20 protein-coding genes and 8 tRNA genes are annotated in these 24,929 nt (G+C 61.9%); 17 read left to right on the top strand and 11 right to left on the bottom strand.

The window, feature by feature from the left end; genetic code table 11:
• Positions 1–29 precede the first annotated feature (29 nt).
• Complete coding sequence (locus ISS97_RS10050; RefSeq protein WP_379986828.1) at positions 30–653, top strand: TetR/AcrR family transcriptional regulator; 624 nt, start codon at positions 30–32, stop codon at positions 651–653.
• 63 nt (positions 654–716) lie between these two features.
• Here ISS97_RS10050 and ISS97_RS10045 read toward each other — a convergent pair.
• Positions 717–792, bottom strand: a tRNA-Ala gene (locus ISS97_RS10045).
• Between the two features lie 61 nt (positions 793–853).
• Positions 854–1,969 (bottom strand): ribonuclease D, encoded by a 1,116-nt coding sequence (locus ISS97_RS10040; protein ID WP_379986829.1) that lies wholly within the window; start codon positions 1,967–1,969, stop codon positions 854–856.
• Positions 1,970–2,076: 107 nt separating this feature from the next.
• Between ISS97_RS10040 and ISS97_RS10035 the strand changes: the two genes are divergently transcribed.
• The 10 genes from ISS97_RS10035 (at position 2,077) to ISS97_RS09990 (ending at position 13,247) form a co-directional block, all read left to right on the top strand.
• A complete protein-coding gene (locus tag ISS97_RS10035; RefSeq protein WP_379986830.1) occupies positions 2,077–4,029 on the top strand; it encodes an SUMF1/EgtB/PvdO family nonheme iron enzyme in 1,953 nt (650 codons plus the stop codon).
• A 236-nt stretch (positions 4,030–4,265) separates the two neighbouring features.
• Positions 4,266–4,350, top strand: a tRNA-Leu gene (locus ISS97_RS10030).
• 76 nt (positions 4,351–4,426) lie between these two features.
• Positions 4,427–5,719 carry a trigger factor gene (tig, locus tag ISS97_RS10025; protein WP_379986831.1) on the top strand — a complete coding sequence of 431 codons (1,293 nt, stop codon included), beginning with the start codon at positions 4,427–4,429 and terminating at the stop codon, positions 5,717–5,719.
• 40 nt (positions 5,720–5,759) lie between these two features.
• On the top strand, positions 5,760–6,389 hold the full coding sequence (gene clpP, locus ISS97_RS10020) for an ATP-dependent Clp endopeptidase proteolytic subunit ClpP (RefSeq protein WP_379986832.1): 630 nt from the start codon (positions 5,760–5,762) through the stop codon (positions 6,387–6,389).
• 104 nt (positions 6,390–6,493) lie between these two features.
• Positions 6,494–7,786: an ATP-dependent Clp protease ATP-binding subunit ClpX gene (gene clpX / locus ISS97_RS10015; protein ID WP_379986833.1), complete on the top strand. Its 1,293-nt coding sequence runs from the start codon at positions 6,494–6,496 to the stop codon at positions 7,784–7,786.
• Between the two features lie 170 nt (positions 7,787–7,956).
• Positions 7,957–10,461: an endopeptidase La gene (lon, locus tag ISS97_RS10010; RefSeq protein ID WP_379986834.1), complete on the top strand. Its 2,505-nt coding sequence runs from the start codon at positions 7,957–7,959 to the stop codon at positions 10,459–10,461.
• Between the two features lie 341 nt (positions 10,462–10,802).
• Positions 10,803–11,075: an HU family DNA-binding protein gene (locus ISS97_RS10005; RefSeq protein WP_019465590.1), complete on the top strand. Its 273-nt coding sequence runs from the start codon at positions 10,803–10,805 to the stop codon at positions 11,073–11,075.
• Between the two features lie 20 nt (positions 11,076–11,095).
• A tRNA-Val gene (locus ISS97_RS10000) sits at positions 11,096–11,170 on the top strand.
• 8 nt (positions 11,171–11,178) lie between these two features.
• Positions 11,179–11,255 (top strand) — tRNA-Asp (locus ISS97_RS09995).
• 87 nt (positions 11,256–11,342) lie between these two features.
• Complete coding sequence (locus tag ISS97_RS09990) at positions 11,343–13,247, top strand: SurA N-terminal domain-containing protein (protein ID WP_379986835.1); 1,905 nt, start codon at positions 11,343–11,345, stop codon at positions 13,245–13,247.
• 72 nt (positions 13,248–13,319) lie between these two features.
• On the opposite strand, the gene ISS97_RS09985 is transcribed toward ISS97_RS09990, so the two are convergent.
• The 3 genes from ISS97_RS09985 to gloB form a co-directional block, all read right to left on the bottom strand.
• A complete protein-coding gene (locus tag ISS97_RS09985; protein ID WP_379986836.1) occupies positions 13,320–14,102 on the bottom strand; it encodes an enoyl-ACP reductase FabI in 783 nt (260 codons plus the stop codon).
• A 79-nt stretch (positions 14,103–14,181) separates the two neighbouring features.
• A complete protein-coding gene (locus ISS97_RS09980) occupies positions 14,182–15,417 on the bottom strand; it encodes a LysM peptidoglycan-binding domain-containing protein (protein WP_379986837.1) in 1,236 nt (411 codons plus the stop codon).
• Positions 15,414–16,178, bottom strand: coding sequence for a hydroxyacylglutathione hydrolase (gene gloB, locus ISS97_RS09975; RefSeq protein ID WP_379986838.1), 765 nt, complete (start codon positions 16,176–16,178; stop codon positions 15,414–15,416). Before gloB ends, ISS97_RS09980 begins: the two co-directional genes overlap by 4 nt.
• A 211-nt stretch (positions 16,179–16,389) precedes the next feature.
• Here gloB and ISS97_RS09970 point away from each other — a divergent pair, with 211 nt between their 5' ends.
• The 3 genes from ISS97_RS09970 to dnaQ are packed head-to-tail and all read left to right on the top strand — an operon-like array spanning position 16,390 to position 18,269.
• On the top strand, positions 16,390–17,076 hold the full coding sequence (locus ISS97_RS09970; protein WP_379986839.1) for a class I SAM-dependent methyltransferase: 687 nt from the start codon (positions 16,390–16,392) through the stop codon (positions 17,074–17,076).
• Between the two features lie 33 nt (positions 17,077–17,109).
• Entirely contained in the window at positions 17,110–17,550 is a 441-nt protein-coding gene (gene rnhA, locus ISS97_RS09965) for a ribonuclease HI (RefSeq protein WP_379986840.1), read from the top strand.
• Positions 17,550–18,269 (top strand): DNA polymerase III subunit epsilon, encoded by a 720-nt coding sequence (dnaQ, locus tag ISS97_RS09960; RefSeq protein WP_379986841.1) that lies wholly within the window; start codon positions 17,550–17,552, stop codon positions 18,267–18,269. The genes rnhA and dnaQ overlap by 1 nt, the downstream gene beginning before the upstream one ends.
• 16 nt (positions 18,270–18,285) lie before the next feature.
• Here the strand turns inward: dnaQ and ISS97_RS09955 are convergent, their stop codons facing one another.
• A complete protein-coding gene (locus tag ISS97_RS09955; protein ID WP_379986842.1) occupies positions 18,286–18,987 on the bottom strand; it encodes a PP2C family protein-serine/threonine phosphatase in 702 nt (233 codons plus the stop codon).
• A gap of 111 nt (positions 18,988–19,098) precedes the next feature.
• Here ISS97_RS09955 and ISS97_RS09950 point away from each other — a divergent pair.
• Positions 19,099–19,188 (top strand) — tRNA-Ser (locus ISS97_RS09950).
• 212 nt (positions 19,189–19,400) lie between these two features.
• Here the strand turns inward: ISS97_RS09950 and lepB are convergent.
• The gene (gene lepB / locus ISS97_RS09945; RefSeq protein ID WP_379986843.1) at positions 19,401–20,075 is read right to left on the bottom strand and encodes a signal peptidase I; all 675 of its coding nucleotides are present in this window, start codon (positions 20,073–20,075) and stop codon (positions 19,401–19,403) included.
• A gap of 231 nt (positions 20,076–20,306) precedes the next feature.
• Positions 20,307–22,679 carry a phosphoenolpyruvate synthase gene (gene ppsA / locus ISS97_RS09940; protein ID WP_379986844.1) on the bottom strand — a complete coding sequence of 791 codons (2,373 nt, stop codon included), beginning with the start codon at positions 22,677–22,679 and terminating at the stop codon, positions 20,307–20,309.
• 230 nt (positions 22,680–22,909) lie between these two features.
• Here ppsA and ppsR point away from each other — a divergent pair, with 230 nt between their 5' ends.
• Positions 22,910–23,725 carry a posphoenolpyruvate synthetase regulatory kinase/phosphorylase PpsR gene (gene ppsR, locus ISS97_RS09935; protein WP_379986845.1) on the top strand — a complete coding sequence of 272 codons (816 nt, stop codon included), beginning with the start codon at positions 22,910–22,912 and terminating at the stop codon, positions 23,723–23,725.
• A 22-nt stretch (positions 23,726–23,747) separates the two neighbouring features.
• Entirely contained in the window at positions 23,748–24,248 is a 501-nt protein-coding gene (locus ISS97_RS09930) for a DUF1249 domain-containing protein (RefSeq protein WP_379986846.1), read from the top strand.
• 88 nt (positions 24,249–24,336) lie between these two features.
• Here ISS97_RS09930 and ISS97_RS09925 read toward each other — a convergent pair.
• The 3 genes from ISS97_RS09925 to ISS97_RS09915 form a co-directional block, all read right to left on the bottom strand.
• Positions 24,337–24,413: transfer RNA gene (locus tag ISS97_RS09925), tRNA-Asp, on the bottom strand.
• An 85-nt stretch (positions 24,414–24,498) separates the two neighbouring features.
• Positions 24,499–24,574 (bottom strand) — tRNA-Glu (locus ISS97_RS09920).
• Between the two features lie 14 nt (positions 24,575–24,588).
• A tRNA-Ala gene (locus ISS97_RS09915) sits at positions 24,589–24,664 on the bottom strand.
• Between the last annotated feature and the right edge of the window lie 265 nt (positions 24,665–24,929).

Here is a 24,929-nt window from a genome sequence, read left to right as displayed (position 1 = left end):
AGTGTTTATTTAATTGGCAAGAGGTACTCATGCCCCCGCGCAGCTATACGAGTTCGGTCCGACAAGCCGCTGCCGCCGAAAAACGCGACCAGGTCATCCAGGCCGCGGCGACGGTATTGCGTGAAGGAGAGGGAGTCACCGGTTTTTCGCTGGATGCGGTGGCGCGTGCGGCGGGTGTGACGCGGCTCACTGTGTACAACCAGTTCGGATCGCGTCAGGGATTGCTGGAAGCGGTGTTTGACTGGATTGCGCAGAAGGGCGGCCTGAACCGCTTGTTTGCTGTGGCGACCGAGGCCGACCCGCGGAAGGGACTTGAGCAGCTGATCGATATCTTTTGCGAGTTCTGGAGTCACGACCATGCGATTGGACGATTGCATGACGCGATGGCGCTCGATCCAGAATTCGCGTCGGCACTGCTTCAGCGCAACGAGAGGCGCCGGCATCTGGTCGCTGCGCTGCTGGAGCGCATGCACCCAGGACGCGCATTTCGAGCGGCTCGGCAAGACGCTACTGATCTGATCTTCGCGCTCACTGGGCAACGGATGTATCAGGCCCTGAGCGAGAAACGCTCGGCCAAGGCGTGTCGCCAGCTGATTGGATCGGCCTGCCAGGATGCCGTCGAGCGAATGCTGGGCAGGCATGACAAGACATGAAAACGAAGACCCAAAACAAAAACGGCGCTTCGCAAGCGAAGCGCCGTTTTGGCTGGATAGGATTGGTGGAGCGGAGGAGGATCGAACTCCCGACCTTCGCATTGCGAACGCGACGCTCTCCCAGCTGAGCTACCGCCCCACGCGAGCCGCAGATGTTAGCAGTGGCGTCCGGTATCCGCCAAGCCCCTGGTCCGGTGGGATCAGCCTGGCAGCAGGCGGGCGAGGCGGTCATGGAGCTGGTCGCGGCGCCAGCCTTCGAGGAAGTCGGGCCAGCGGTGGGTGACCACGTATTCCTCGAGCACTTTGCGTGGGCACAGCAGACCGGCGGGAAGATCGAGTTCGACGGCAAGCGCGTCGACCTGATCCTTCATCGCGGCCAGGGCCTTTTTGGCGTCGGCTTGCGGTGTGCCGGGGATGGAGGCTGTGGCGGCGATCTCGTCGTCGCTGATCGGCAGAGCGAGCAGGTCGAACAATTCGGTGCGCTGCGGGGAACGCAGGGCGCGCTGGCCGCGGCTGCGCTGTTCCAGGTCGGCGGCGTTGAGCGGCGGTTGCTGCGCCAGGTTCATCGCGAGGGCATCTTCGAGCAGCCAGGGGCGCGGCCGGTCGAGCTGGCGCGCGGTCTGGTCGCGCCACAACAGGATGCGGCGCAGCCTGGCCTGTTGTGCCGGCTGCCATTCGGCGGCGCCGCGGAAACCTTGCTGTGGCTGCGGGTCGCCTTCGCGGAAGCAGGCGCGGCGTTTGAGGCGCTCGCAGTCTTCCGCGTGCCAGGCGCTGCGGTCGCGCTGGATCAGGCGCTCGGCCAGTTGCTCGTGCACAGGAGCGAGATAGACCACATCCAGCGTTGCGTAGGCGCGTTGGGATTCGGTGAGCGGGCGTTGCATCCAGTCGGAGCGCGTTTCGCCTTTGTCGAGTTCGGCGCCGACGAGTTCAGCGACCAGGGCGCGGTAGCTGATGCCCAGCCCCATGCCGACGAAAGCGGCGGCGATCTGTGTGTCGAACAATTGCCGCGGGCCACCAGGCAGCAGTGGCGCCAGCGCTTCGAGATCTTCGCTGGCGCTGTGCATCACTGTGATTATGTCGCCCTGGCCCAGTTGCGGGCGCAGCGCATCGCCGATATCGAAGGCGAGCGGATCGACCAACGCATAACGCCCTTGCCAGCCGAGCTGCAACAGGGCCAGCTGCGGATAGAACGTGTTCCGGCGCATGAACTCGGTATCGAGATCGAGCGACGCATGGGCGGGCAAGGCGACGAGCCACTGCTCGAGTGCGTCGCGGCTGGTGATCCAGTCCGCGGCCGGCGTGGTGGGGAGTTGCATTCAAGCTTCCTTGGGATACCTGGCAGGTGATGTCGCTCATTGTCCTGTCAGGGGTTTGTGCCTATGTTTAGCGAAGCACCATAGCAGGCCGCCCAAGGACGCCCAACATGCCGAGCAAGGAAACCGTACGACGCCAGCGCACCATGGGTGGAGCGATCGGCGTAGTCGTGCTCGGCATGGCGCTGGTCTATCACTTTTTTCCGCGCGTGTTTCATGTCGACCCCACGCGGGTGGCGACGCAGCGTGGAATGAACCTGGGGCCGGTATCGGCGGCGTCGAACGGGGCGCGCTTTCAGGCGATGGCGGGTGCGCAGGCGGAGCTTGATGCGGGGCCGCCGCTGACGCTGGCGCCGACTGATGTGATTGTCGCCCGCATGGGCAACAAGAATGCGCACTTGCCCGAACAGCTCAGCGCCGATACGCCTGAGGTGGAGGCTTTGCTCGAGCGTGCGGGTAAGGCCTTGCGTGCTGGTCAGCTGGTGGGCGACAAGGACGGCGCTGCCGCCCTTTATGCCGAAGCGCTGAAGTTGAAGCCGGATAGCCGTCGGGCCGCACAAGGTATGTATGAGGTGCGTGCGCGGCTGGTGGCGGAGATTGGTCAGGACATCGCGGTGGGTGACGCCGATGCGGCCGGCGAGTTGCTCGGTTCGCTCAAAACGCTGCCCAACGCGCAGGATGACGTGACCCAACTGGAAACCAAGCTGAAGACCTTGGCTCAGGTGCGCCCGATGCTGGCCAAGGCGGCCAGTTTGCTGCAGCAGGGCAAGGTGGATCAGCCGAAGGGCAATAACGCTCTGGAAGTGTATCGGGAGGTCCAGCAGCTGGATCCTGAGAATGCCGTGGCTGGGCAGGGCATCTCGCAGGTGCAGCGCGCAGTGCTGGATCGCGCGCTGGCTGCGGTGGCGCAGAACGATTTCAAGGGCGCAAACGATGCGCTGACCGAGGCCGGCACGATTGTCCCCGGTTCGCAGCAATTGCAGGACGTGCAGGGGCGTGTCGACGGGATCCGCCATCAGCGCGCCAGCGGGGTGTTGGCGCAGGCGCGCTCCGCGCTCGATGCCGGCAATCTGACCCTGGCGCAGCAGCTTGCCGAGCAGGCCAAGGAACTCAGTGCCGACATTCCTGGGCTGAACGATTTCCAGGAGCGGCTGACCAATGCCCGTTTGTACGCCAGCTACAAGCCGGGGCAGGTCTTCAACGATCGCTATGTGGACTTGCCAGGGCAGACGCCGGCCATGGTGGTGGTTCCCACCGGCAACTTCGCGATGGGTGCGCCGGATGACGAGTCGGGACGTAGCGATTCGGAGTCGCCGCAGCATCAGATGACGATCGCCAAAGGCTTTGCCATGGCGCGTGCCGAAGTCAGCATTGGGCAGTTCCGCGAATTCGTGCGAGCCAGTGGCTACCAGCCGGATTCAGTGAAATTGGGCGGAGCCAGTGTTTATGACGAGCGCAGCGGCGCGCTGCGCGACGATCCCGATGCCACTTGGCAGAGCGATTACTCAGGCCGTACCGCCAGTGACGACAAGTTGCCGGTGGTCAATGTCTCGTGGAACGACGCCAAGGCTTACGCCGACTGGCTGAGCCAGCGCACCGGCAAGCGTTACCGTTTGCCCAGCGAGGCGGAATTCGAATATGCACTGCGCGGCGGCACGACCACGCGCTACTGGTGGGGCAATGGCACGCCGCCACGCAAAGTGGAGAACCTGACTGGCAGCGGCGACCGTTCGCAGAGCGGACGGCGCTGGAGCAACGCCTTCGCCAACTACCGCGATGGCTACTGGGGACCGGCGCCGGTGATGAGTTTCGAGGCCAACCCGTATGGTCTGTACGACATCGACGGCAATGTGTCCGAGTGGGTGCAGGACTGCTGGCATGACAGCTACATACGCGCGCCGCTGGACGGCGGTGCATGGGTCAACCCGGGATGTTCGGTCCGTGTGGTGCGCGGCGGCTCGTGGGGAAGTTCGCCGGAGCAGGTGCGCTCGGCCTATCGGCAGGGGGCTGACGGCAGTGTAAGAAATGGCCGTGTCGGCTTCCGGGTGCTGCGGGAGCTCTGAGTTTTCCGACGAAAACACTTTTCGCTCAAGGCCTTCGCTTCATTGGCCGGCGCCTGGCGGATTCCCTTGTGTTGCCGCGGCACGCAACCGTAAAATGGCCCGCTTTCGTGTAAGGGAATCATCGACTTAGGGCGAGGTGCCCGGATACGGGGCGGGAGGCGAGCGCGGGCTTGATGTTCGCGGTAATCCCCTTTGAAATCCGTGGCTTGTGGGCATCTCCTCACGGTTGCGCTGATGCGAAAGTGGCGGAATTGGTAGACGCACCAGATTTAGGTTCTGGCGGTTAATCCCGTGCGGGTTCGAGTCCCGCCTTTCGCACCATCCCTTTGTTTTTGCAGGCGGCCGGGGGCCGCCGGCGCCTGTGACGGGCGCACTTTCAGGTACTCCAGGAGACGTCATGCAGGTTTCGGTTGAAAACGTCGGCAAGCTCGAGCGCAAGCTCACGGTGAAGTTCCCCGCAGAGCGCTTCGAGACGCAGGTGACTGCGCGTATCGCAGAAATGGGCCGCACCGTGCGCCTGAAGGGTTTCCGTCCGGGCAAGGTGCCCACCACGGTGATCCAGCAGCGTTTTGGCGACCAGGTTCGCGGCGAAGTGCTGTCCGACCTCATCGGCACCACGCTGCGTCAGGCGGTGGAGCAGGAAAAGCTGCGCCCGATCGCCAACCCGTCGGTGGACACCACCGGCCGTCCGGAGAACGGCGAGATCACCTATACCGCTACCTTCGAGATCATGCCGGAGTTCCCGGAAGTCAACGTGGCCGCGCTCGAGATCAAGCGCCCGGTGGCTGAAGTGACCGATGCCGACATCGAGAAGATGATCGAAACCCTGCGTGCCCAGCGCCGCAGCTTCGACCCGGTGGAGCGCGCCTCTGTCGAGGGCGATTTCGTGATGTTCGAATACTCGGCCGTGGCTGGTGACTATCGCTTCCCGACCGAAGGTCTGGAGCGCGCCGGCAGCGTGCTGGGCTCGGGCACCCTGTTCAAGGCGCTGGACGAGGCGCTGACCGGTCGCAAGGCTGATGATGCGTTTGAGGCCGAGATTGCTTTCCCGGCGGATTTCCGCAATGAAAAGTTGGCCGGCCAGAACGCCCAGGTCAGCTTCAAGATCGTCAAGGTGCAGGAGCCCAAGCTCCCGACTGTCGACGCTGAGTTCGCTAAGCTGTTCGGTATCACCGATGGCGACCTGGACAACTTCCGCAAGGAAGTGCGTGCCAATCTCGAGCGCGAACTGAAGGCAACGCTGATGGCGCGCCTGAAGTCGGAAGTGGCCGAAAAGCTGGCCGACTCCCATCCGGAATTGGATGTGCCGAAGGTGATGGTGCAGTCCGAAGCCCAGAATCTCGCCGCTGGCAGCGTGCCGCGTGGGCAGCAGCCGCCGCCGCAGTTGATCGAGGCCGCGACCCCGATCGCGCGCAAGCGCGTCATCGCTGGCCTGCTGATGGGCGAAATCGCCCGCAAGCAGGAGCTCAAGCTCGACCGCACCCGCGTGGCCGAACAGCTGGCCGCCATTGCATCGACCTACGAGGAGCCGGAGAAGGTCATTGAACTCTATAACGGTGACCCCCAATTGATGTCCGGGCTGCAGAACCGCGTAATGGAAGACCAGGTGGCCGTGTGGGTGGCGGACAACGCCAAGACCACCGACGAGAACCTGAGCTTCGACGAGGTCATGCGCCCGGTCAGTGCCTGAGACGTATAAGATCAGGCCCATCAACCGGAGAGCGACAAGCATGGCCATGGATCCGATCCAGAACCTCAACCTGGTACCTATCGTTGTCGAGCAGACCGCCCGCGGCGAGCGCTCGTATGACATCTACTCGCGCCTGCTGAAGGAGCGTGTGATCTTCCTCGTCGGCGAGGTCAATGATCAGGTTGCTAACCTGCTGGTCGCGCAGATGCTGTTCCTTGAATCGGAGAATCCGGACAAGGACATTCATCTCTATATCAACAGCCCGGGCGGTGCGGTCACCGCTGGGCTGGCGATCTACGACACCATGCAGTTCATCAAGCCCGACGTCAGCACCATGTGCATCGGCCAGGCCTGCAGTGCGGCCTCGCTGTTGTTGATGGCTGGCGCCAAGGGCAAGCGCTATTCGCTGCCCAATTCGCGCGTGATGATCCACCAGCCGTCGGGCGGTGCCCGCGGCCAGGCGACCGATATCGAGATCCAAGCACAGGAAATCCTGTACCTGCGTCGCCGCCTGAATGACATTTATGTGCAACACACGGGCCAGCCGCTGGACAAGATCGAGCGGGACATGGAACGCGACCGCTTCATGAGCGCCGAGGCCGCCCGTGACTACGGCCTGATCGACCAGGTGCTGGACCGCCGAGCGGTCGAGACGGTCAAGTCGGCCTGATTTGCGGCCGTTATAGAGCTTGAAAGCCGGGTTCTGCGTCTGTAATCGGACGCGGAACCCTGTGCTATTCTCGCCTCGCAACCGATTTACAGCAGGGTTACAGCATGACTGACGAGCGTCAGGGCCGTTCCAACGACAGCGGCAAGATTCTCTACTGCTCCTTCTGCGGCAAGAGCCAGCACGAAGTGCGCAAGCTGATCGCGGGCCCCTCCGTGTTCATTTGCGACGAGTGCGTAGAGCTCTGCAACGACATCATCCGCGAAGAGCTGGAGGAGAAGGCCGCCTCCGGGCGCAACCAGCTGCCCAAGCCGCGCGAGATCATGGAGACGCTCGACCAGTACGTGGTTGGCCAGACCCGCGCCAAGAAAGCGCTGGCCGTGGCGGTGTACAACCACTACAAGCGCATGGAATCGCGCCAGAAGAGCGACGAAGTCGAGCTCGGCAAATCCAACATTCTCCTGATTGGTCCGACCGGCTCGGGCAAGACGCTGCTGGCGGAAACGTTGGCGCGCCTGCTCAACGTGCCGTTCACCATTGCCGATGCCACCACGCTGACCGAAGCCGGCTACGTGGGCGAGGATGTCGAAAACATCATCCAGAAGCTGCTGCAAAAGTGCGACTACGACGTCGACAAGGCGCAGTCGGGTATCGTCTACATCGACGAAATCGACAAGATCTCGCGCAAGAGCGAGAACCCGTCGATCACGCGCGACGTGTCGGGTGAAGGCGTGCAGCAGGCGCTGCTGAAGCTGATCGAGGGCACGCTGGCCTCGGTGCCGCCGCAGGGTGGCCGCAAGCATCCGCAGCAGGAATTCCTGCAGGTCGACACCAAGAACATCCTCTTCATTTGCGGCGGCGCGTTCGCCGGTCTGGAGAAGGTGATCCAGCAGCGCTCCGAAACCACGGGCATCGGCTTCTCGGCCGAAGTCCGCAGCAAGGAGCGCACGGAGAACCTAGGCAAGGTGCTGGCTGATGTGGAGCCCGCTGACCTGGTGCGTTTCGGTCTGATTCCGGAATTCGTCGGCCGTCTGCCGGTGGTCGCCACCCTGGATGAGTTGGACGAGCCGGCTCTGGTGAAGATCCTCACCGAGCCGCGCAACGCCGTCACCAAGCAGTTCAAGAAGCTGTTCGAGATGGAAGGTGTGGAGCTGGAATTCCGCCCAGAGGCTTTGCAGGCAATCGCCCGTAAGGCGCTCAAGCGCAAGACCGGCGCTCGCGGCCTGCGTACCATTCTTGAGCAGGTGCTGCTGGACACCATGTACGAGCTGCCCTCGCTGGAGCACGTGAGCAAGGTGGTTGTGGATGATGCTGTGATCAACGGACAGGCTGAGCCCTATCTGATTTATCGCGGCAATCTGCAGCAGCGCGTAGCGGGCGAGGGCGGCGACGCCGCCTGAAAGCCTGCCATAGCCTGAATGAAGCGGCCTCGGCACTGCGCCGGGGCCGTTTTTGTTTTCCGCGAAGCTATCCGCACTTGTGTGGAAGCGGCCCCACCTCCACTTGACGGAAAGATGCCTCCGGCGCAGTGTCGGGGCGTAGTCGCATTACTCCCCGAGGGACCTTTTACATGGCAAAAAATGCCCCCCTTCCTGTCGCCAGCGGTGCCGCGCTGGACGCCCTGCCGGTACTGCCGCTGCGCGACGTGGTGGTCTACCCTCACATGGTCATCCCGCTCTTCGTCGGCCGTGACAAGTCAATGCGCGCGCTGGAGCGCGCCATGGAGGGTGAGCGTCAGATCCTCCTCGTAGCGCAGAAGAGCCCCGATATCGATGATCCGGCTGTGGCCGATCTGCATGAGATCGGTACGCTGGCTGGTGTGCTGCAATTGCTGAAGCTGCCCGATGGCACCGTGAAGGTGCTGGTCGAAGGCCAGGCACGTGTCTCCGTTGAGAAGTATCAAGAAGACGGCGGCATGCTGATGGCGACCTCGCGCGTCATCGAGCCGGTCTATAGCAACAAGGAGCGCGAGCTCGATGTGGTGTCGCGCACGCTGATCTCGCTGTTCGAACAGCTCGTAAAGCAGAGCCGCAAGTTGCCGCCGGAAGTGCTGGCGACGCTGTCGGGTATTGATGATCCATCGCGCGTGGCCGACTCCATCGCGGCGCATCTCTCCGTGCGCATGGCCGACAAGCAGAAAGTGCTAGAGACCGCGGACGTCGGTCAGCGCCTCGAGTTGCTGATCGGTCTGGTCGATGGCGAGATGGACTTGCAGCAGGTGGAGAAGCGCATCCGCGGCCGCGTGAAGTCGCAGATGGAGAAGAGCCAGCGCGAGTACTACCTCAACGAACAGATGAAGGCCATCCAGAAGGAGCTCGGCGAGAGCGAGGAAGGCCCGAACGAGATCGAAGAGCTACAGAAGAAAATCGAACAGGCAGGCATGCCCAAGGCCGTGCTGGCCAAGGCGCGTCAGGAATTCAGCAAGCTTCGCCAGATGTCGCCGATGTCAGCTGAGGCTACGGTGGTGCGTAACTACCTCGACTGGCTGGTCGGTGTGCCGTGGAAGAAGCGCAGCAAGGTGCGCAAGGATCTACAGCTCGCGCAGGACGTGCTCGACGCCGATCACTTCGGTCTGGAAAAGGTCAAGGAGCGCATCCTTGAGTATCTCGCTGTGCAGCAGCGTGTGAATGCCATGAAGGGGCCGATCCTTTGTCTGGTCGGCCCGCCCGGTGTCGGTAAGACCTCGCTTGGCCAGTCGATCGCCAAGGCGACTAACCGCAAGTTCGTCCGCATGAGCCTGGGTGGTGTGCGTGACGAGGCCGAGATCCGCGGCCATCGCCGTACCTATATCGGTTCGATGCCGGGGCGCATCGTGCAGAACATGAACAAGATCGGGACCAAGAATCCGCTGTTCGTGCTGGACGAAATCGACAAGATGTCGATGGACTTCCGTGGCGATCCGTCTTCTGCGTTGCTGGAGGTGCTCGATCCGGAGCAGAACCACGCATTCAATGACCATTACCTGGAGGTCGACCTCGACCTGTCCGAGGTGATGTGGATCGCTACGGCCAACTCGCTCAATATCCCTGGCCCGCTGCTCGATCGCATGGAGGTTATTCGCATCCCGGGTTACACCGAAGATGAGAAGTTGGCGATCGCGCAGAAATACCTGTTGCCGAAGCAGCTCAAAGCAAATGGGCTGAAGCCGGAAGAGCTGAGCGTGTCTGAAGATGCCGTACGCGACATCGTGCGCTATTACACGCGCGAATCCGGCGTGCGTAATCTTGAGCGCGAAGTGTCCAAGATCTGCCGCAAGGTGGTGAAGGAACTGACGCTTGGCGAAGTGAAGAAGAGCAAGGTGAAGGCAAAGGCTACGGCCGCAAAGACGGCCAAATCCAAGGCTAAGTCGGCACCTGGTCATGCCAAAGTCGATTCGTCCAATCTTGAGCACTATCTGGGTGTTCGCCGATTCGATTTCGGGCGTAAGGAACTCCAGAACGAAGTCGGCCTGGTTACAGGCCTGGCCTGGACTCAGGTCGGTGGCGATCTGCTCAGCATCGAAGCTTCAGTGGTTGCCGGTAAGGGGCGATTGGTGAACACCGGTCAGCTTGGCGACGTCATGAAGGAGTCCATCCAGGCGGCGCTTTCGGTGGTTCGCGCCCGGGCTGAGCGGCTGGGTATCGATCCTGAGTTTCATCAGAAGCTCGACCTGCACATTCATGTGCCGGAAGGTGCAACGCCGAAGGATGGCCCCAGTGCAGGTATCGCCATGTGCACGGCTCTGGTCTCGGCGTTGACCAAGGTGCCGGTACGTTCCGAAGTGGCGATGACCGGCGAGATAACGCTGCGTGGCCGTGTGCTGCCGATCGGCGGTCTCAAGGAAAAGCTGTTGGCGGCGCATCGCGGCGGTATCACCACGGTGATCATCCCGGAAGACAACAAGAAGGATCTTGCGGATATCCCGGCCAATATCACCGGTTCGCTGGATATCCATCCGGTGCGCTGGATCGATGAGGTCCTGGATATCGCACTTGAGCGCCCCCTGCAGCCCCTGCAGGTCAAGGAGGAGGCGACGAAGGCTGTCGAGGCACCGATTGAGGAAGAGTCGCCAGAGACGGCAGTGCGTCCTCACTGATGCCATTTTGAGTTGTAGAAAAAAAGAAGGTGGCATGCCTTAGGCATGCCACTTTTTTGTGTGGTGGATGTCTGTCTTGGTACATCGCGTAACGTTTCATAACATGTAATGCAAGTGCTTCCGCGTAAGCTTCAAAAAGCCTGAAAGCCTTGGTATTGCTTGTATTGCGGACCCCATAGGGCACTGGTATAAAGGGCGGCACCGCAATCCTCGCGCGACGTTGGAAGCGCAGCGATGCGGGGTCGCGGGACGGCGCCAATCGGTAGCCAACCATCTAAGTCGGCGTTGTCTCGTCCCAGACTGACCACGCGGGCCGCATAATCGTTTAAGGGAGTGACTCAATGAATAAAACCGATCTGATCAATGCCATTGCCGAGAAGGCCGAACTCACCAAGGCTGACGCCGGTCGTGCTCTCGAGGCTTTCTTCGAGACCGTGCAGAAGGCGCTGAAGAAGGGTGACGATGTGTCGGTGGTCGGCTTTGGCACCTTCACTGTGCGCAAGCGCGCTGCCCGCACCGGTCGCAATCCGCGCACCAACGAGACGATCAAGATCAAGGCTTCGAAGGTTCCGGCCTTCAAGGCTGGCAAGACTCTGAAGGATGCCCTAAACTAAGCGGCTCTTCGCTTGGTTTTGGGTGCTTAGCTCAGCGGTAGAGCGTCGCCCTTACAAGGCGAGGGTCGTAGGTTCGATCCCTACAGCACCCACCAAAAACTGCGGAGCGGTAGTTCAGTCGGTTAGAATGCTGGCCTGTCACGCCGGAGGTCGCGGGTTCGAGTCCCGTCCGCTCCGCCACAGTTCGCAAGGGCGCCCCTGTGGCGCCCTTGTCTTTTTATGGACCGCGCAATCGCGCTTCGATCAACCCTTGTTGGGAAGATTCCCATGTTGCAGGCACTACGTACCAAGCTTCACGGATGGCCGTCGATTGTCATTCTGGGCATCTGCGTCTTCGCTATCTCGTTCTTCGGCATCGAGTCGTACTTCATGTCGCAGACCGAAACCTTTGTGGCGAAGGTCGGCAAGCATGAAATCACCCAGCAAGAATTCCAGAACCGCCTGAACCTGCTGCGCCAGCAGGCTAGTGCACAGCAGGGCGATCATTTCGACGCCAGCGTGTTCGAGAAGCCCGAGACCAAGCAGCGGGTGCTGGATGCGATGATCGATCAGCAACTGCTCACGCAGGCGGCCACCGATCTGGGCATGCGTGTTTCCGATCAGGCGCTGCGCGACACCATCGCTGGCATTCCTGGCGTGCAGGTCAATGGCAAGTTCGATCCGGCGATGTATCGCGCGTGGCTGGCCGGTCAGGGCAAGACATCGACGCAGTTCGAAAGCGAAGTGCGCAATGAGCTGAGCATCACCCAGATCCCAGGTGCGATCGGCGCGAACACGATCGTCACCGACGCCGAACTGGATCGCTACCTGAACTTGAGCATGCAGCGCCGTGACCTGCGCTACTTCAGCGTGCCGCGTCCCGCATTGACCGACAGCAATGTCGACGATGCGCAGATCGATGCCTATTACAAAGCGCATCAAGCCGACTTCATGGATCCCGAGCAGGTCTCGGTGAAATATATCGAAGTGAGTGGCAGCGATCTCAAGCTGGACGCACAGCCGAGCGATGCGGACCTCAAGAAGCGCTACGAGGATGAGAAGCAGCGCTTTGTGCAGCCGGAGCAGCGCCTAGTCTCACACATTCTGATCAACGTGCCTAAGAACGCGACGCCGGAGCAGCAAAAGGCTGCGCTGGCCAAGGCCGAACAGGTGGCCTCCGAAGCGAAGCCGGACAACTTCGCCAAGCTGGCCGAGCAGTCTTCGGACGACCTTGGCTCCAAGCGCAGCGGCGGTGATCTGGGTTGGCTGGAGAAGGGTGTGGCCAACGCGGCGTTCGACGATGCCTTGTTCGCGCTGCAGAAGGGGCAGGTATCCAAGCCGGTGTTGTCGGACGAGGGTTATCACGTGCTGTGGTTGCGCGACGTCCGTAGCGGCCAGGCCAAGCCGTTTGAGGAAGTGCGCGACCAGTTGGCAAAAGAAGCGATGACTGGCGAGCGAGATCGCAAGTTCAACGAGCTTGCCGGCAAGCTGACGGACAACGCCTATCAGAACCCGTCGTCGCTCGAGCCCGCCGCGCAGGCGCTGGGCTTGCCGATCAAGACCACGGAATTGTTTTCGCGCCAAGGTGGCAGCGGTATCGCAAGCAATCCCAAGCTGGTGCAGTCTGCGTTCGCGGACGATGTATTGGCGCAGGGTAACAACTCGGGCCTGATCGAACTGGGTCCCGACCACTCCGTCGTGATCCATGTCGACAAGCACGTGTCCGCTGCCGCGAAACCGCTGGCTAATGTGCGCGACGCCGTGCGCCAGAAGGTTCTCGACGAGCGCGTTGCTGCGGCGGCCAAGGCCAAGTCGGATGCGCTGCTGGCCCGCCTGCAGAAGGGTGAGGACATGACGGCAGTGGCGGCATCGGTGGGCGCCGCAGTGAAGAGCGCCAATGAAATCACGCGCGGTCAGAGCGATATTGCCCCCGCATTGATCAGCGAAGCGTTCACCTTGCCGCACCCGGCGGCGGGTAAACCGCAGTTCGCCAGCGTGTCGGAGCAGGATGGCTCCTACGCGTTGCTCGCAGTAGATAAGGTGCAGGACGCGGACCTAGCCAAGGTGCCGGCCGAGTTGCGCACTGGGTTGCGACAGCAGATGGTGCAGGCTTATGGCGGTTCGGCGACGCAGGAGTTCATCGACGCGCTGAAGGCGAAGACCGAGATCAAGATCGCGAAGGACCGCATGTAAGCTGTCTTTGCGATGGTTCGAATAAGGGGCGGCCTCATGGGCCGCCCTTTTTGTTTCATTGAATGCAGACGCTCAAATACCCGTCATGCCCAGGATGTTGTAGCCAGCATCCACATAAGTGATCTCGCCGGTGATGCCTGATGCCAGGTCCGAACACAAAAAGGCACCGACATTGCCAACTTCATCGATAGTGACGCTGCGGCGCAATGGCGCATGCTCGTCAACGTGATCGAGCATCTTGCGGAAGTTGGAGATGCCCGCGGCAGCCAGTGTCTTGATCGGTCCGGCCGAGATGGCGTTGACGCGAGTGCCCTCCGGTCCCAGGTTGACGGCCAGATAGCGCACATTGGCTTCCAGGCTGGCCTTGGCCAGGCCCATCACGTTGTAATTCGACAGTACGCGCTCCGCGCCCAGATAGGTCAGCGTCAGAATGGCGCCGCCACGTCCAGCCATCAGTGGTCTGGCTGCTTTGGCGAGGGCGGCCAGGCTGTAGCTGGAAATATCGTGGGCGATGCCGAAGTTCTCGCGTGTGAGGTTGTCCAGAAACTCCCCTTGCAACGCCTCGCGCGGCGCGAAACCAACTGAATGCACCAGGATGTCGAAGCCATCCCAGTGGCTGCCCAGCTCCCGGAACAGGCTGTCGATCTGGGCATCTTCCGCAACGTCGCAAGGCAGCACGATGTTGGAGCCGAAAGCGTTCGCGGCTTCGTCGACACGATCTTTCAGGCGGTCGTTCTGGTAGGTAAAAGCAAGTTGCGCACCTTCGCGATGCATGGCGTTCGCGATGCCCCAGGCGATCGAGCGCTGGCTGGCGATGCCCACGATCAAGGCGCGTTTGCCGTGCAGGAATCCCATGCGTCCTCCAGGGTGGCGCCGCAACGGTGCGCTGCGACGCGAGTCTAGCAGGCGTGATGCCTGTGCCGCCGGACGCCGCTCAACCGGGTGCACTGACCTTCAAGACCTGGCCCAGGCGCAGTTTCACTCCCTGCAGATGGTTCCAGCGCTTGAGCTGATCAATATTGAGCGAATAACGCCGCGCGATGATCCACAAGGTATCGCCTGACTTGACGGTATGTGTCTTGGCACCGGACGCCAGTGCCGGATCATCGGTCATGGCCGAGGGACCATCGCCGCTTTGGGCCAGCAGAGGCAGTTGCGGCTTGTTCGTGTCGGCTGAGGCGACGGTGTCGCCATCACCGACTTGTAGCGCATTGCGGAATTGCTCGGCGTGGCTGCGCGGCATCAGCAAGTAAGACGCGGCGCGCTTGTCGATATAGCCATTGCGGAAGCCTGCGTTCAGATCCTTCAATTCATCCACCGACATGCCCGCGTGATCGGCGGCTTGCGCGATCGGCATCGACTTATCGATATCCACGGACACCAGCCGCTGCTCGGCCGGCAGCAGCGGCAGGTTAACCTTGAAGCGACCGGGCTCGCGCACGACGCAGGAGATCGCCAACAGTTTGGTGAGATGCTCGCGGGTGATGCGCTTGACCGGCATGCGCGGAATCACCGGCTCAGCCGCTGGCATGCCGTGCTGATCGATGAGTTTGCGAACAGCGAATTCGCCTGCGTTGAATGCGTAGTCCGCCATACGCCAGTCGCCGAGATCATCGTGATAGCGGCGCAGCAAGGCCATAATCGCATCGGTGGCGGCGGGAACGTCGAGGCGCCCGTCGTAGTTCTTGTCCACGCGCATGCCGAGCGCGTTGGCCGTGACCGGCATGATCTGCCACATGCCGGCGGGATTACCCTTGCTGCCCGGCACTGGGCGGTAATGACTCTCTACCCAGGGCAGAAGAGCGAACTCCCCAGCCACGCCATGCCTTGCCGCGATCTGTTGCACATAGATCAGACGCGGCATGACTTCGCGCATCTCTGCTTCGAAACGCTGCGGGCTCTGCGTATATCGGCGAGCCCAATCCAGGATGGCGGGATCGGCGTCGCAATCGGCCATGGCGAAACTGCCGCGCAGTTGCTCCCAGACGTTGGAGCTCTCCTGCGGTGTCGCCGCAGTGCCAACGGTGCGCGTCACGTCGCGGACAGCGGGTGCTGCCGGTGGCGTGATATTGCCGACCGGGTTGCGCGTCGTAACCGGAGGTGTAGTGGCGCATGCCGCAAGCAGCATGGAAAGCGCGACGGGCAGCGGGCGAAGGAGGGAGCGTTTCATCCGCGGAATACATCCTTGGCAGCACGTAGGGCCGCAAATCGCGCTACGCGCCCGGCTTCAGCGCCGTGATGGCGGCACCAGGCCCCGACTTCATCGCTATCGACACGCAGGAAGGGATTCGTAGCCAGTTCGGTTTCCAGTGTCACCGGAAGGCTGGGCTGCTGACGATCGCGCAATGCCTGCACCTGCTCCACGCGTTTGGCGAGCGCTGGATTGTGTGGCTCGACGGTCAGCGCGAAGCGACCGTTGGCTGCGGTGTATTCATGTGCGCAGCAGACCTTGGTTTCGCCTGGCAGTGCGGCGAGTTTGTCCAGCGAAGTCAGCATTTGCTCCGGTGTGCCCTCGAACAGACGGCCGCAGCCCATGCTGAAAAGCGTGTCACCGCACAGCAGCAAGCCTTCACCGGCATAGGCGATATGGGTGCGTGTGTGTCCCGGAATCTCGATCACCCGGAAATGCGCGCGCGGTGCATCGATTTCGACTTCATCGCCATCCTGCACGCGTTGTGTGACCTCGCCGATACGTTCATCGTGCGGCGCATAGACCGGCACGGGATAGCGTGCGAGCAATGCACCTACGCCACCAATATGGTCGTTGTGGTGATGGGTCAGGAGAATCGCCCGCAGTTGCAGCTGGCGTTCCTGCAGCGCGGTTTCCACCGGCGCGGCCTCGCCCGGATCGACTACGATCGCGTTACCCGCGTCGTCGTAGAGCATCCAGACGTAGTTGTCGGCAAGCGCCGATAACGGTACGACGTGCAAGGGGCACTCCTCTGCGGATTCGTATCGACTGACGCAGGCATCCGGCTTGCGCGAAGCGACCGAATATAAAGCGGGGCGGGCGGCGACTCGTTAGCGAGGCGTTAACAGTCGGGATCCCCATTCAGTCTTGTGGCCCAGTTCGGTCTGGGAGTGAGAGCCACGACCCAGTGGCAGCTATTACACTCTCGGCTTGACCGTGGGCCGTTGACGCATGCCGCAGCGCGACAAAGACATTTACGCCAGTGCGCCGCTTCGCCATCTCCTGGCCGAAGAGGCGGCGGCGCTATTGCCCGACCTGCAGCGCTGCGCCGGTACGCACGCGCTGTTGATCTCTGCGTTGTCGCATGACCGGCCGCCCATCTTGCCGTTGCTGGGCAACTGGGTGCGCTTGCGGCTGGTAGGCCACCGCTTTCACGGCGATGCCCGTGCTTGCGCAGATGAGGCGCTGCCGTTTATCGATGATGCGTTCGGACTGGTTTTATTGCGTCACGCCGTGGAGGTTGCACCCGCACCACAAGAGCTGCTGCAAGAGGCTTGTCGCGTACTTGCACCCGGTGGCGTATTGGTTCTCACCGGTCTGCATCCTTGGAGCGGCTGGCTGCCCTGGCTTTATTGGCAGGGGCGGGATGGCGTCATGCCGGCTTTGAAGTCGCCATTGACGCTCGAACGCTGGGTTCGTGCGGGTGAACTGGATGTGGAGCGGATGCAGCGCGTCGGTCATGTGTGGCCGCATAGCGGAACGGACGCGCGTGGTGTCCATGCTTTCGGCGGAGGCTATGTGCTGATTGCGCGCAAGCGTCGACGCGCGGTGACGCCCACTCGCCTGAAACCCAAGCTGGTATCAGCAACGGTGAATGTAAATCTGGCGCCCGGTGCGAGGCGAAGTGCCTCGTCCTGATGTCCTGACTATTTAGAAAATCTGCAGGTAACGATGACTGAAGTGGAAGCTTTTACCGATGGCGCATGCCTCGGCAATCCGGGGCCGGGCGGCTGGGCCGCACTGCTGCGCGCCAAGGGCACGGAACGCATACTGGCAGGCGGCGAACCCGATACCACCAATAATCGAATGGAGTTGATGGCCGCCATCGCCGCGCTCGAGGCGCTGACGCGCCCATGCAAGGTCACTCTGACCACCGATTCCAAATACGTGATGCAGGGTATCGAGCAGTGGGTGCCCAAGTGGCGCGCCAACGGCTGGAAAACCGCGGACAAGAAGCCGGTGAAGAACCAGGATCTGTGGGAACGCCTGTCCGATGCCACCGCCAAGCATCAGCTGCGTTGGCAATGGGTGCGCGGCCATAATGGTCATGCCGAGAACGAGCGTGTCGACGAAGCGGCGCGCGAACAGGCCGAGCAGTACAGGAGCAAGTGATGAGGCAGATTGTCCTCGATACCGAAACCACCGGCCTGGAAGTGCGCCAGGGACATCGTCTGATCGAAATCGCTTGCGTCGAGATGATCGAGCGCAGGCCGACTGGCAAGCATTATCAGACCTACCTCAACCCGGATCGCCTGATCGATGAGGGAGCCAAGCAAGTCACCGGCATCGAGGACGAGTTCCTGCTCGACAAGCCTCGTTTTGCCGATGTGGTCGACGAATTCCTTGCCTTTATCGACGGTGCCGAGCTGATCATCCACAACGCGACATTCGACGTGGGCTTCCTCGACGCCGAGCTGGCACGGGCAGGTGAACACTATGGTCGTATCGCCGATCGTTGCCCTGTGCTCGATACCCTGGTGATGGCGCGAGAGCGCTACCCCGGCCAGCGCAACAGCCTGGATGCGCTATGCAAACGTCTGGGCGTGGACAACTCCGCGCGCGACCTGCACGGCGGCCTGATCGACGCCCAGCTCCTGGCGGAAGTCTATCTGGCCATGACTTCGGGCCAGGTGGTACTGGACCTGGGTTTTGAAAGCGCGCCGGAGCAGGGCGTCGTCAAGGTGGTGATGCCGATCACGCTGGATCGCCGTCCGCGTGTCTTGCATGCCGACGCAGAAGAAGCCGCGGCGCACGAGCGCCGGCTGGATGCATTGGACAAAAGCGCTGGTGGCAGCAGCGTGTGGCGCAAGGAAGAAACCACGGTGCATTAAGCACCATGGGCTCGCGTCAATTAGCGCGAGCCAGGATCACCGTGATGTTGTCGCTGCCACCCGCGTCGAGCGCGGCGAGCAGCAAATGATCTACACACTCCTGGGCAGCCAGATCGCGGCGTTCCACGATGCGGGCGATGCCGGCATCGCTCACTTCCTCGGTCAGTCCATCGCTACACAGCAAAAAGCACATGCCCGGCTCCAGGGTGCCGCGTGCCATGCCGATGTGCAGTTGATCCACGGCGGTGATTCCCAGCGCCTGGGTAATCACATTGCGTTGCGGATGGCGGGCCGCCTGTGCCGGATCCAGCGTGCCAGCTGCCACCAGCTCCTGTACCAGCGAGTGATCGTGGCTGATCTGGCGTAATCCGTTCTGCCATAGATAGATACGGCTATCACCGACCCATGCGACTTCGTAGCTGTTCGCGTCCAGTCGAAGGGCGGCGATGGTCGTTCCCATGGGCAAGGCGTCCGGTGACCCTTTGGCCTGGGCCATCAGCCGTTCGTCCGCACCGCGCACCGCTTCCACCAGGCTGTGCCCGCGCGTCACCAGATCCGCTACTGCGTCGCGGACCAGGGCCGAAGCCACCTCGCCATGCTGATGCCCGCCCATGCCGTCGGCGACCAGGAACAGTCCCAGTCCCGCGTCGGCGTAATAGGTGTCTTCATTGCGCGTACGGCGCAGGCCGACGTGGGTACCGTGTCCGAATTCGATCATGGGCTGCCGGGAGAAACGTGTGCGCGCAGCATGCCCCATGTCCAGGGAGTTGTCACGACGAACCGTCGCGCGTATGATTGCCGGCTCGCGCGGACCACCGTGTGACCCTTTGGAGAGGTGGCAGAGTGGTCGAATGTACCTGACTCGAAATCAGGCGTACGTGTAAGCGTACCGTGGGTTCGAATCCCACCCTCTCCGCCAGATACGCAAAACGCCCCCCAGTGGGGCGTTTTGCGTATCTGGCGGAGAGGGTGGGGACGAAGCCACTGGGGTTCGACAAATTCGCCGGGAGCGAATTTGGACAGCCGAAGGCTGTCCCCGTAGCGCTTTAGCGCGGAGGGGTGAGGCCCATGGACGGGCCGAACAATCCCACCCTTCACGCAACACGGTCCTCTAATGAGGGTGCAGGGCTTTTACTCCAACTGCACCCCAAACCGCCCAGCCCTGGGCAAGTAGTGATCCCCCGGATCCAGCGACACCGCTACCCGTGTTGCCCGCCCAGTGATTTCACCTCGCGGAAAGAACCCGAAGTAACGCGAATCCGCACTATTGTCCCGATTGTCACCCAGCAGCAAATACTTGCCCGCCGGCACCGTAACCGGCCCAAAGTCGTGTGAGCCATCAGGGGGCAGTGCCGACATGCGGATCAGATGACGTACCCCGTCATAGCTCTCAACCGCATAACTGGCTGACTCGACCGCATCATCACGAATGCCGTTGACCATGGCTGCGGAGTAGCGGGCCGCCTGACCATTCACATAGAGCCGATTGCCGCGTAGTGCCACGAGATCGCCAGGTACGCCAATCACCCGTTTGACCAGCTTTTCGCCGGCGGCCTTCGAATCCAGCACCACAATATCGCCGCGTTTCGGGTCGGCCAGATGCATCAGCGAGAGATGCGTCAGTGGGACGCGCACGTCATAAGCGGCCTTATCCACAACGATTCGATCGCCGATACGAATGGTCGGTTGCATGGAGCCGGTCGGAACGACGTTCCAGTCGGCCACCGCGCTGCGGAAAACCAGCATGCAAAACATGAAGGCGATAAAGCCTTTATTTCGAGCCAGAAACCTTGCTATCGATCGCATAACCCCTCCATGACGTCGTCGGTCTATATGGACCGCGGTGCGACAACCGAGTTTCAGGCGCACTCATTACTGACCGTACGCCTTGGGCTGATCCAGAGCGACGAATGCTTGTCCGATACGGGCGGTCAGTCTTGCCGGCCGTGATCTAGCGAGTTCAATAACCCGCTTCCACCGGACACAAAAAAAGGGCGGTGTTTCCACCGCCCTTGGATATTGCTCACTGCGAAGTACTTAGCCCGCTTTCTTCTTGGCCAGTCGCAGCCATGTGTCGACCACGGTATCCGGGTTCAGTGATACCGACTCGATACCCTGTTCCATCAGCCACTCGGCCAGGTCGGGGTGATCCGACGGACCCTGGCCGCAGATGCCAACGTACTTGCCTTTCTCGCGGGCGGTCTGGATGGCCATGGCCAGCAGCTTCTTCACCGCGGGATCGCGCTCGTCGAACAGATTGGCGACGATGCTCGAGTCGCGATCCAGGCCGAGGGTGAGCTGGGTAAGGTCGTTGGAGCCGATGGAGAAGCCATCGAAGATTTCCAGGAACTCAGCGGCGAGCAGGGCATTGGAAGGGACCTCGCACATCATGATGACCTTGAGGTCGTGCTCACCCTGCTTGAGGCCGTTCTTGCCCAACACTTCGATGACCTTGCGGCCTTCGCCCAGGGTGCGCACAAATGGGATCATGACCCACACGTTGTCCAGGCCCATCACTTCGCGCACGCGCTTGACCGCACGGCACTCAAGCGCGAAGGCTTCAGCGAAGCCGGCATCGACATAGCGACTGGCACCGCGGTAGCCGATCATCGGGTTCTCTTCGTGCGGCTCATAGCGCGCGCCGCCGAGCAGGTTGGCGTATTCGTTCGACTTGAAGTCAGACAGGCGCACGATCACCGGCTTGGGGAACACGGAGGCGGCGATGGTGGCGATGCCTTCCGCGAGACGGTCTACGTAGAAGCTCACCGGGTCGGCATAGCCGGCGATGCGCTCGTCGATCTTGGCCTTGGTGGCGGCGTCCTGTTTGCTGTATTCGAGCAGGGCCTTGGGATGCACGCCGATATGGCTGGCGATGATCATCTCCAGGCGGGCGAGGCCGATACCTGCATTCGGCAGCATGCCGAAGTCGAAGGCACGCTCCGGGTTGGCCACGTTCATCATGATCTTCAGTGGCGCCTCGGGCATGTCGCCCAGATCGGCGGTGACACGCTCGAACTTCAGCACGCCCTGATAGATGGTGCCGGTGTCGCCTTCGGCGCAGGACACGGTGACGTCGGTGCCGTCAGGAATTTTGTCCAGCGCATTGCCGGTGCCGACGACGGCCGGCACGCCCAGTTCGCGGGCGATGATCGCAGCGTGGCAAGTGCGACCGCCACGATTGGTGACGATGGCCGAAGCGCGCTTCATCACTGGTTCCCAGTCGGGGTCGGTCATGTCGGCGATCAGCACGTCGCCGGGCTGCACTTTGTTCATGTCGGCCAGCGAGCGGATCACGCGGGCCTTGCCGGCGCCGATCTTCTGGCCAATGGCACGGCCCTCGGCCAGCACCGGGCCCTTTTCATTGAGATGGAAACGCTCGAGCTGCGTGGCGTGCGCGCGCGACTTCACCGTCTCGGGGCGGGCCTGCACGATGTAGAGCTTGCCGGTGTTGCCGTCCTTCGCCCACTCGATGTCCATCGGGCGGCCGTAATGCTGCTCGATGATCAGCGCCTGACGGGACAGTTCTTCCACATCAGCATCGTTGATGCAGAAGCGGTTACGCAGTTCGGCCGGCGTGTCCTCGGTCTTTACGCGTTCGCCAGGGGCATTGGAATAGACCATGCGCAGCTGCTTGGCGCCGAGATTGCGGCGAAGCACCGCCGGCTTGCCCTGCTTGAGCGTGGGCTTGAACACGTAGAACTCATCGGGATTCACCGCGCCCTGCACGACCATCTCACCCAGGCCGTAGGAGCCGGTGACGAAGACCACATCGCGGAAGCCCGACTCGGTGTCCAGCGTGAACAGCACGCCGGAAGCGCCCACGTCCGAACGCACCATCAACTGCACGCCAGCGGAGAGGAACACGTCCTCGTGCTTGAAGCCTTGATGCACGCGATAGGCAATGGCGCGGTCGTTGTACAGCGAGGCGAAGACTTCCTTCACCTTGTGCAGCACGTCCTCGATGCCGACGACGTTGAGGAAGGTTTCCTGCTGGCCGGCGAAAGAGGCGTCTGGCAGGTCTTCGGCCGTGGCGGAAGAGCGCACAGCGACGGCGATGTTCTCGGCGCCGGCGTCCTTGCACAGTTTGGCGTAGGCATCGCGGATGGCCTTGTCCAGCTCCGACGGCAGCGGGGTCTCGGTGACCCACTCACGGATCTCCTTGCCGGCCGTGGTGAGGGCGTCCACATCGTCCACATCGAGATCGGCCAAGCGCGCCTGGATGCGCTTGGCCACACCGCTCTTGTCCAGGTACTGCTGGAAGGCGTCGGCGGTCGTGGCGAAGCCGCCGGGCACGGAAACCCCGAGCTTGGCCAGGTTGCCGATCATCTCGCCGAGCGACGCATTCTTGCCGCCGACCTTGCCCAGGTCGGTCATGCGCAGCGAGTCGAGCCAAAGCACCAGATCGTTCAAAGGAGTCTCCTCAAGAGCTCTACAGGGTGATGCGGGGGTGGAGCCGATCTGCAAAAAGCCGGCTACAAAGAACTGGTATTGTCCGATGCCGATGGTGCGCGGCACAAGAAGACCATTGGCAGCCAATCGCGCGCCAATTGCCTACCAGTCAGGCCCGGGTCAAGCAAAGACAGGTCCTGGTGCATGCGCTAAGGTGGCGCTTGGGACTCTTCAGGGCATCTGGAACAGGTATGCGGCGAACCGTTTTTTACATCTCCGACTCCACTGGTATTACCGCGGAGACGATCGGCAACAGCATCCTGGCCCAGTTTGAGGGCGTGCAATTCGAGAAGCATCGCTTGCCCTTTATTGATGACGCCCACAAGGCGGAGGCGGCGGCGCTGCGTATCAAGACCCGTTATGCGCAGAGTGGCGAGCGGCCGATCGTGGTCAACACCATGGCCTCGCGGGATCTTTGTGAGATCGTGGCCGCCAGCGGTGCACTGATGCTGGATGTGTTCGCGCCGTTTATCGGTCCGCTGGAGGATGAGCTCGGCGCGAAGCGCTCCGGAGCGGTGAATCGCTCGCATGGCCTGGTCGATTTCGATAAGTATGAGGCGCGCATCAATGCGACCAACTACGCGTTGTCACATGACGACGGTATCGATGTGGATTACGCGCAGGCAGACCTAATTCTGGTGGGGGTGTCGCGTTCCGGCAAAACGCCCACCTGTCTGTATATGGCCTTGCATTACGGCGTCAGCGCCGCCAATTACCCGCTGACCGACGACGACCTCGACAAACTGGAACTGCCGGTACGTTTACGCCCCTACCGGGACCGCCTGTTTGGCCTCACTATCGATCCCCAGCGCCTGGCGCAGATCCGTGAACAACGGCGTGCCGGCAGCCGTTACGCTACGTTGAAGCAATGCCGTTGGGAGCTGGAGCAGGCCGATAAGCTGATGCGCCGTGAGGGCATTCCCAGCCTCAACACCACGCATGTGTCGATCGAGGAAATCGCCAGCAAGATCTTCGACCGCTTTGGTATCGAGCGGACCATGTTCTGAATCAGAGGAGTTCCCGCCACCCATGAGTGCTGTGCTGGACAGTCGCAATGCCTTGCTGCCGGGACGCTTCGGGTTCCTGATGGGTTTGTATGCGGAGAACTACCACCGGCTGGTGCGGCTGTTCGCACCGCAGCAGCTGGCGCCCGGGTTCTATGTGTCCAGCGTGGATGACGGGCTGGATGTGCGGCTGCAGGTGCAGGAGCGCCATCCTTATACGCTCGAGCTGGAGCTGACCTACGACTTCGTGGACGCTCACACGGGACAGCCTTCGCCGTCGGCGCAGTTGCGGATGTATACCGACGCTCATGTGGCGGAGGCCTTGCATTGCCATCCGGGGCGGCATTTATGGCAGGTGCTTGGGCCGTTCCCGCCAGCTCATACAGTGCTTCAGCATCGCTTGCGCATGAACGGATTCCTGTCGCGCTGGCTGGAGTATCTGGCGGAGCAGGGCCATTCCATGGGTACGCTCGAGCCGGCATCGCAGCATGCGCGGGAGTCGCTGCCGCCAGGGCATCCGCTGTAGGGGCCGGCATACGGTGCTGCGGTGCAGCTGGGCTGAGGCCGGATGACGGGCAACAAAAAACCCGCGCTAGGCGGGCTTTCCGTATAAGTGGCGGAGCGGACGGGACTCGAACCCGCGACCTCCGGCGTGACAGGCCAGCATTCTAACCGACTGAACTACCGCTCCGCATTTTGAACAACGGGTACTACAAGAGGCCCTTCAGTCCATCTCAACATCCGTTCGCATCGTCTCCGATGTATCCGGGTTAAGATGGCGTCCCCACGGGGATTCGAACCCCGGTCGCCACCGTGAAAGGGTGATGTCCTAGGCCTCTAGACGATGGGGACGTGATGTAAAACCTTGGTGGAGCCAGGCGGGATCGAACCGCCGACCTCCTGCATGCCATGCAGGCGCTCTCCCAGCTGAGCTATGGCCCCACTGCTGTGGAGCCCGAAAGAATAAATACGGTTCGACTTTTCGTCAAGTATTCGCGAAGAAAATTTTTCAAAAATGTTGCTTCCGCGCGAGGGTCGGCGTGGCATCGGGGAAGGGTGTCTCGCGAGAAATGCTTCGGAGCACTTCGCACGGCATGGCCTAGCGATTGACGGGTGCAGATGCCTGCGTGATGGCGTCACGCCTGACCATGAACTGTGGGCACGAGCTTTTCCTCGCCTTCGCCGTAGGGCAATGCGCGGACCGCTG

This window comes from Dyella koreensis (genome assembly GCF_044904565.1).
GTDB classification, from domain to species: domain Bacteria; phylum Pseudomonadota; class Gammaproteobacteria; order Xanthomonadales; family Rhodanobacteraceae; genus Dyella_D; species Dyella_D koreensis.
Note: the sequence above shows the minus strand (reverse complement) of the source record. Positions and strands in the feature narration are given on the sequence as shown.

Bases quoted from the DNA above. Each gene is read 5' to 3' on its own strand.
- ISS97_RS10050 (WP_379986828.1), top strand. From the start codon at position 30: ATGCCCCCGCGCAGCTATACGAGTTCGGTCCGACAAGCCGCTGCCGCC.
- ISS97_RS10040 (WP_379986829.1), bottom strand. From the start codon at position 1,969: ATGCAACTCCCCACCACGCCGGCCGCGGACTGGATCACCAGCCGCGAC.
- ISS97_RS10035 (WP_379986830.1), top strand. From the start codon at position 2,077: ATGCCGAGCAAGGAAACCGTACGACGCCAGCGCACCATGGGTGGAGCG.
- tig (WP_379986831.1), top strand. From the start codon at position 4,427: ATGCAGGTTTCGGTTGAAAACGTCGGCAAGCTCGAGCGCAAGCTCACG.
- clpP (WP_379986832.1), top strand. From the start codon at position 5,760: ATGGCCATGGATCCGATCCAGAACCTCAACCTGGTACCTATCGTTGTC.
- clpX (WP_379986833.1), top strand. From the start codon at position 6,494: ATGACTGACGAGCGTCAGGGCCGTTCCAACGACAGCGGCAAGATTCTC.
- lon (WP_379986834.1), top strand. From the start codon at position 7,957: ATGGCAAAAAATGCCCCCCTTCCTGTCGCCAGCGGTGCCGCGCTGGAC.
- ISS97_RS10005 (WP_019465590.1), top strand. From the start codon at position 10,803: ATGAATAAAACCGATCTGATCAATGCCATTGCCGAGAAGGCCGAACTC.
- ISS97_RS09990 (WP_379986835.1), top strand. From the start codon at position 11,343: ATGTTGCAGGCACTACGTACCAAGCTTCACGGATGGCCGTCGATTGTC.
- ISS97_RS09985 (WP_379986836.1), bottom strand. From the start codon at position 14,102: ATGGGATTCCTGCACGGCAAACGCGCCTTGATCGTGGGCATCGCCAGC.
- ISS97_RS09980 (WP_379986837.1), bottom strand. From the start codon at position 15,417: ATGAAACGCTCCCTCCTTCGCCCGCTGCCCGTCGCGCTTTCCATGCTG.
- ISS97_RS09970 (WP_379986839.1), top strand. From the start codon at position 16,390: ATGCCGCAGCGCGACAAAGACATTTACGCCAGTGCGCCGCTTCGCCAT.
- rnhA (WP_379986840.1), top strand. From the start codon at position 17,110: ATGACTGAAGTGGAAGCTTTTACCGATGGCGCATGCCTCGGCAATCCG.
- dnaQ (WP_379986841.1), top strand. From the start codon at position 17,550: ATGAGGCAGATTGTCCTCGATACCGAAACCACCGGCCTGGAAGTGCGC.
- ISS97_RS09955 (WP_379986842.1), bottom strand. From the start codon at position 18,987: ATGATCGAATTCGGACACGGTACCCACGTCGGCCTGCGCCGTACGCGC.
- lepB (WP_379986843.1), bottom strand. From the start codon at position 20,075: ATGCGATCGATAGCAAGGTTTCTGGCTCGAAATAAAGGCTTTATCGCC.
- ppsR (WP_379986845.1), top strand. From the start codon at position 22,910: ATGCGGCGAACCGTTTTTTACATCTCCGACTCCACTGGTATTACCGCG.
- ISS97_RS09930 (WP_379986846.1), top strand. From the start codon at position 23,748: ATGAGTGCTGTGCTGGACAGTCGCAATGCCTTGCTGCCGGGACGCTTC.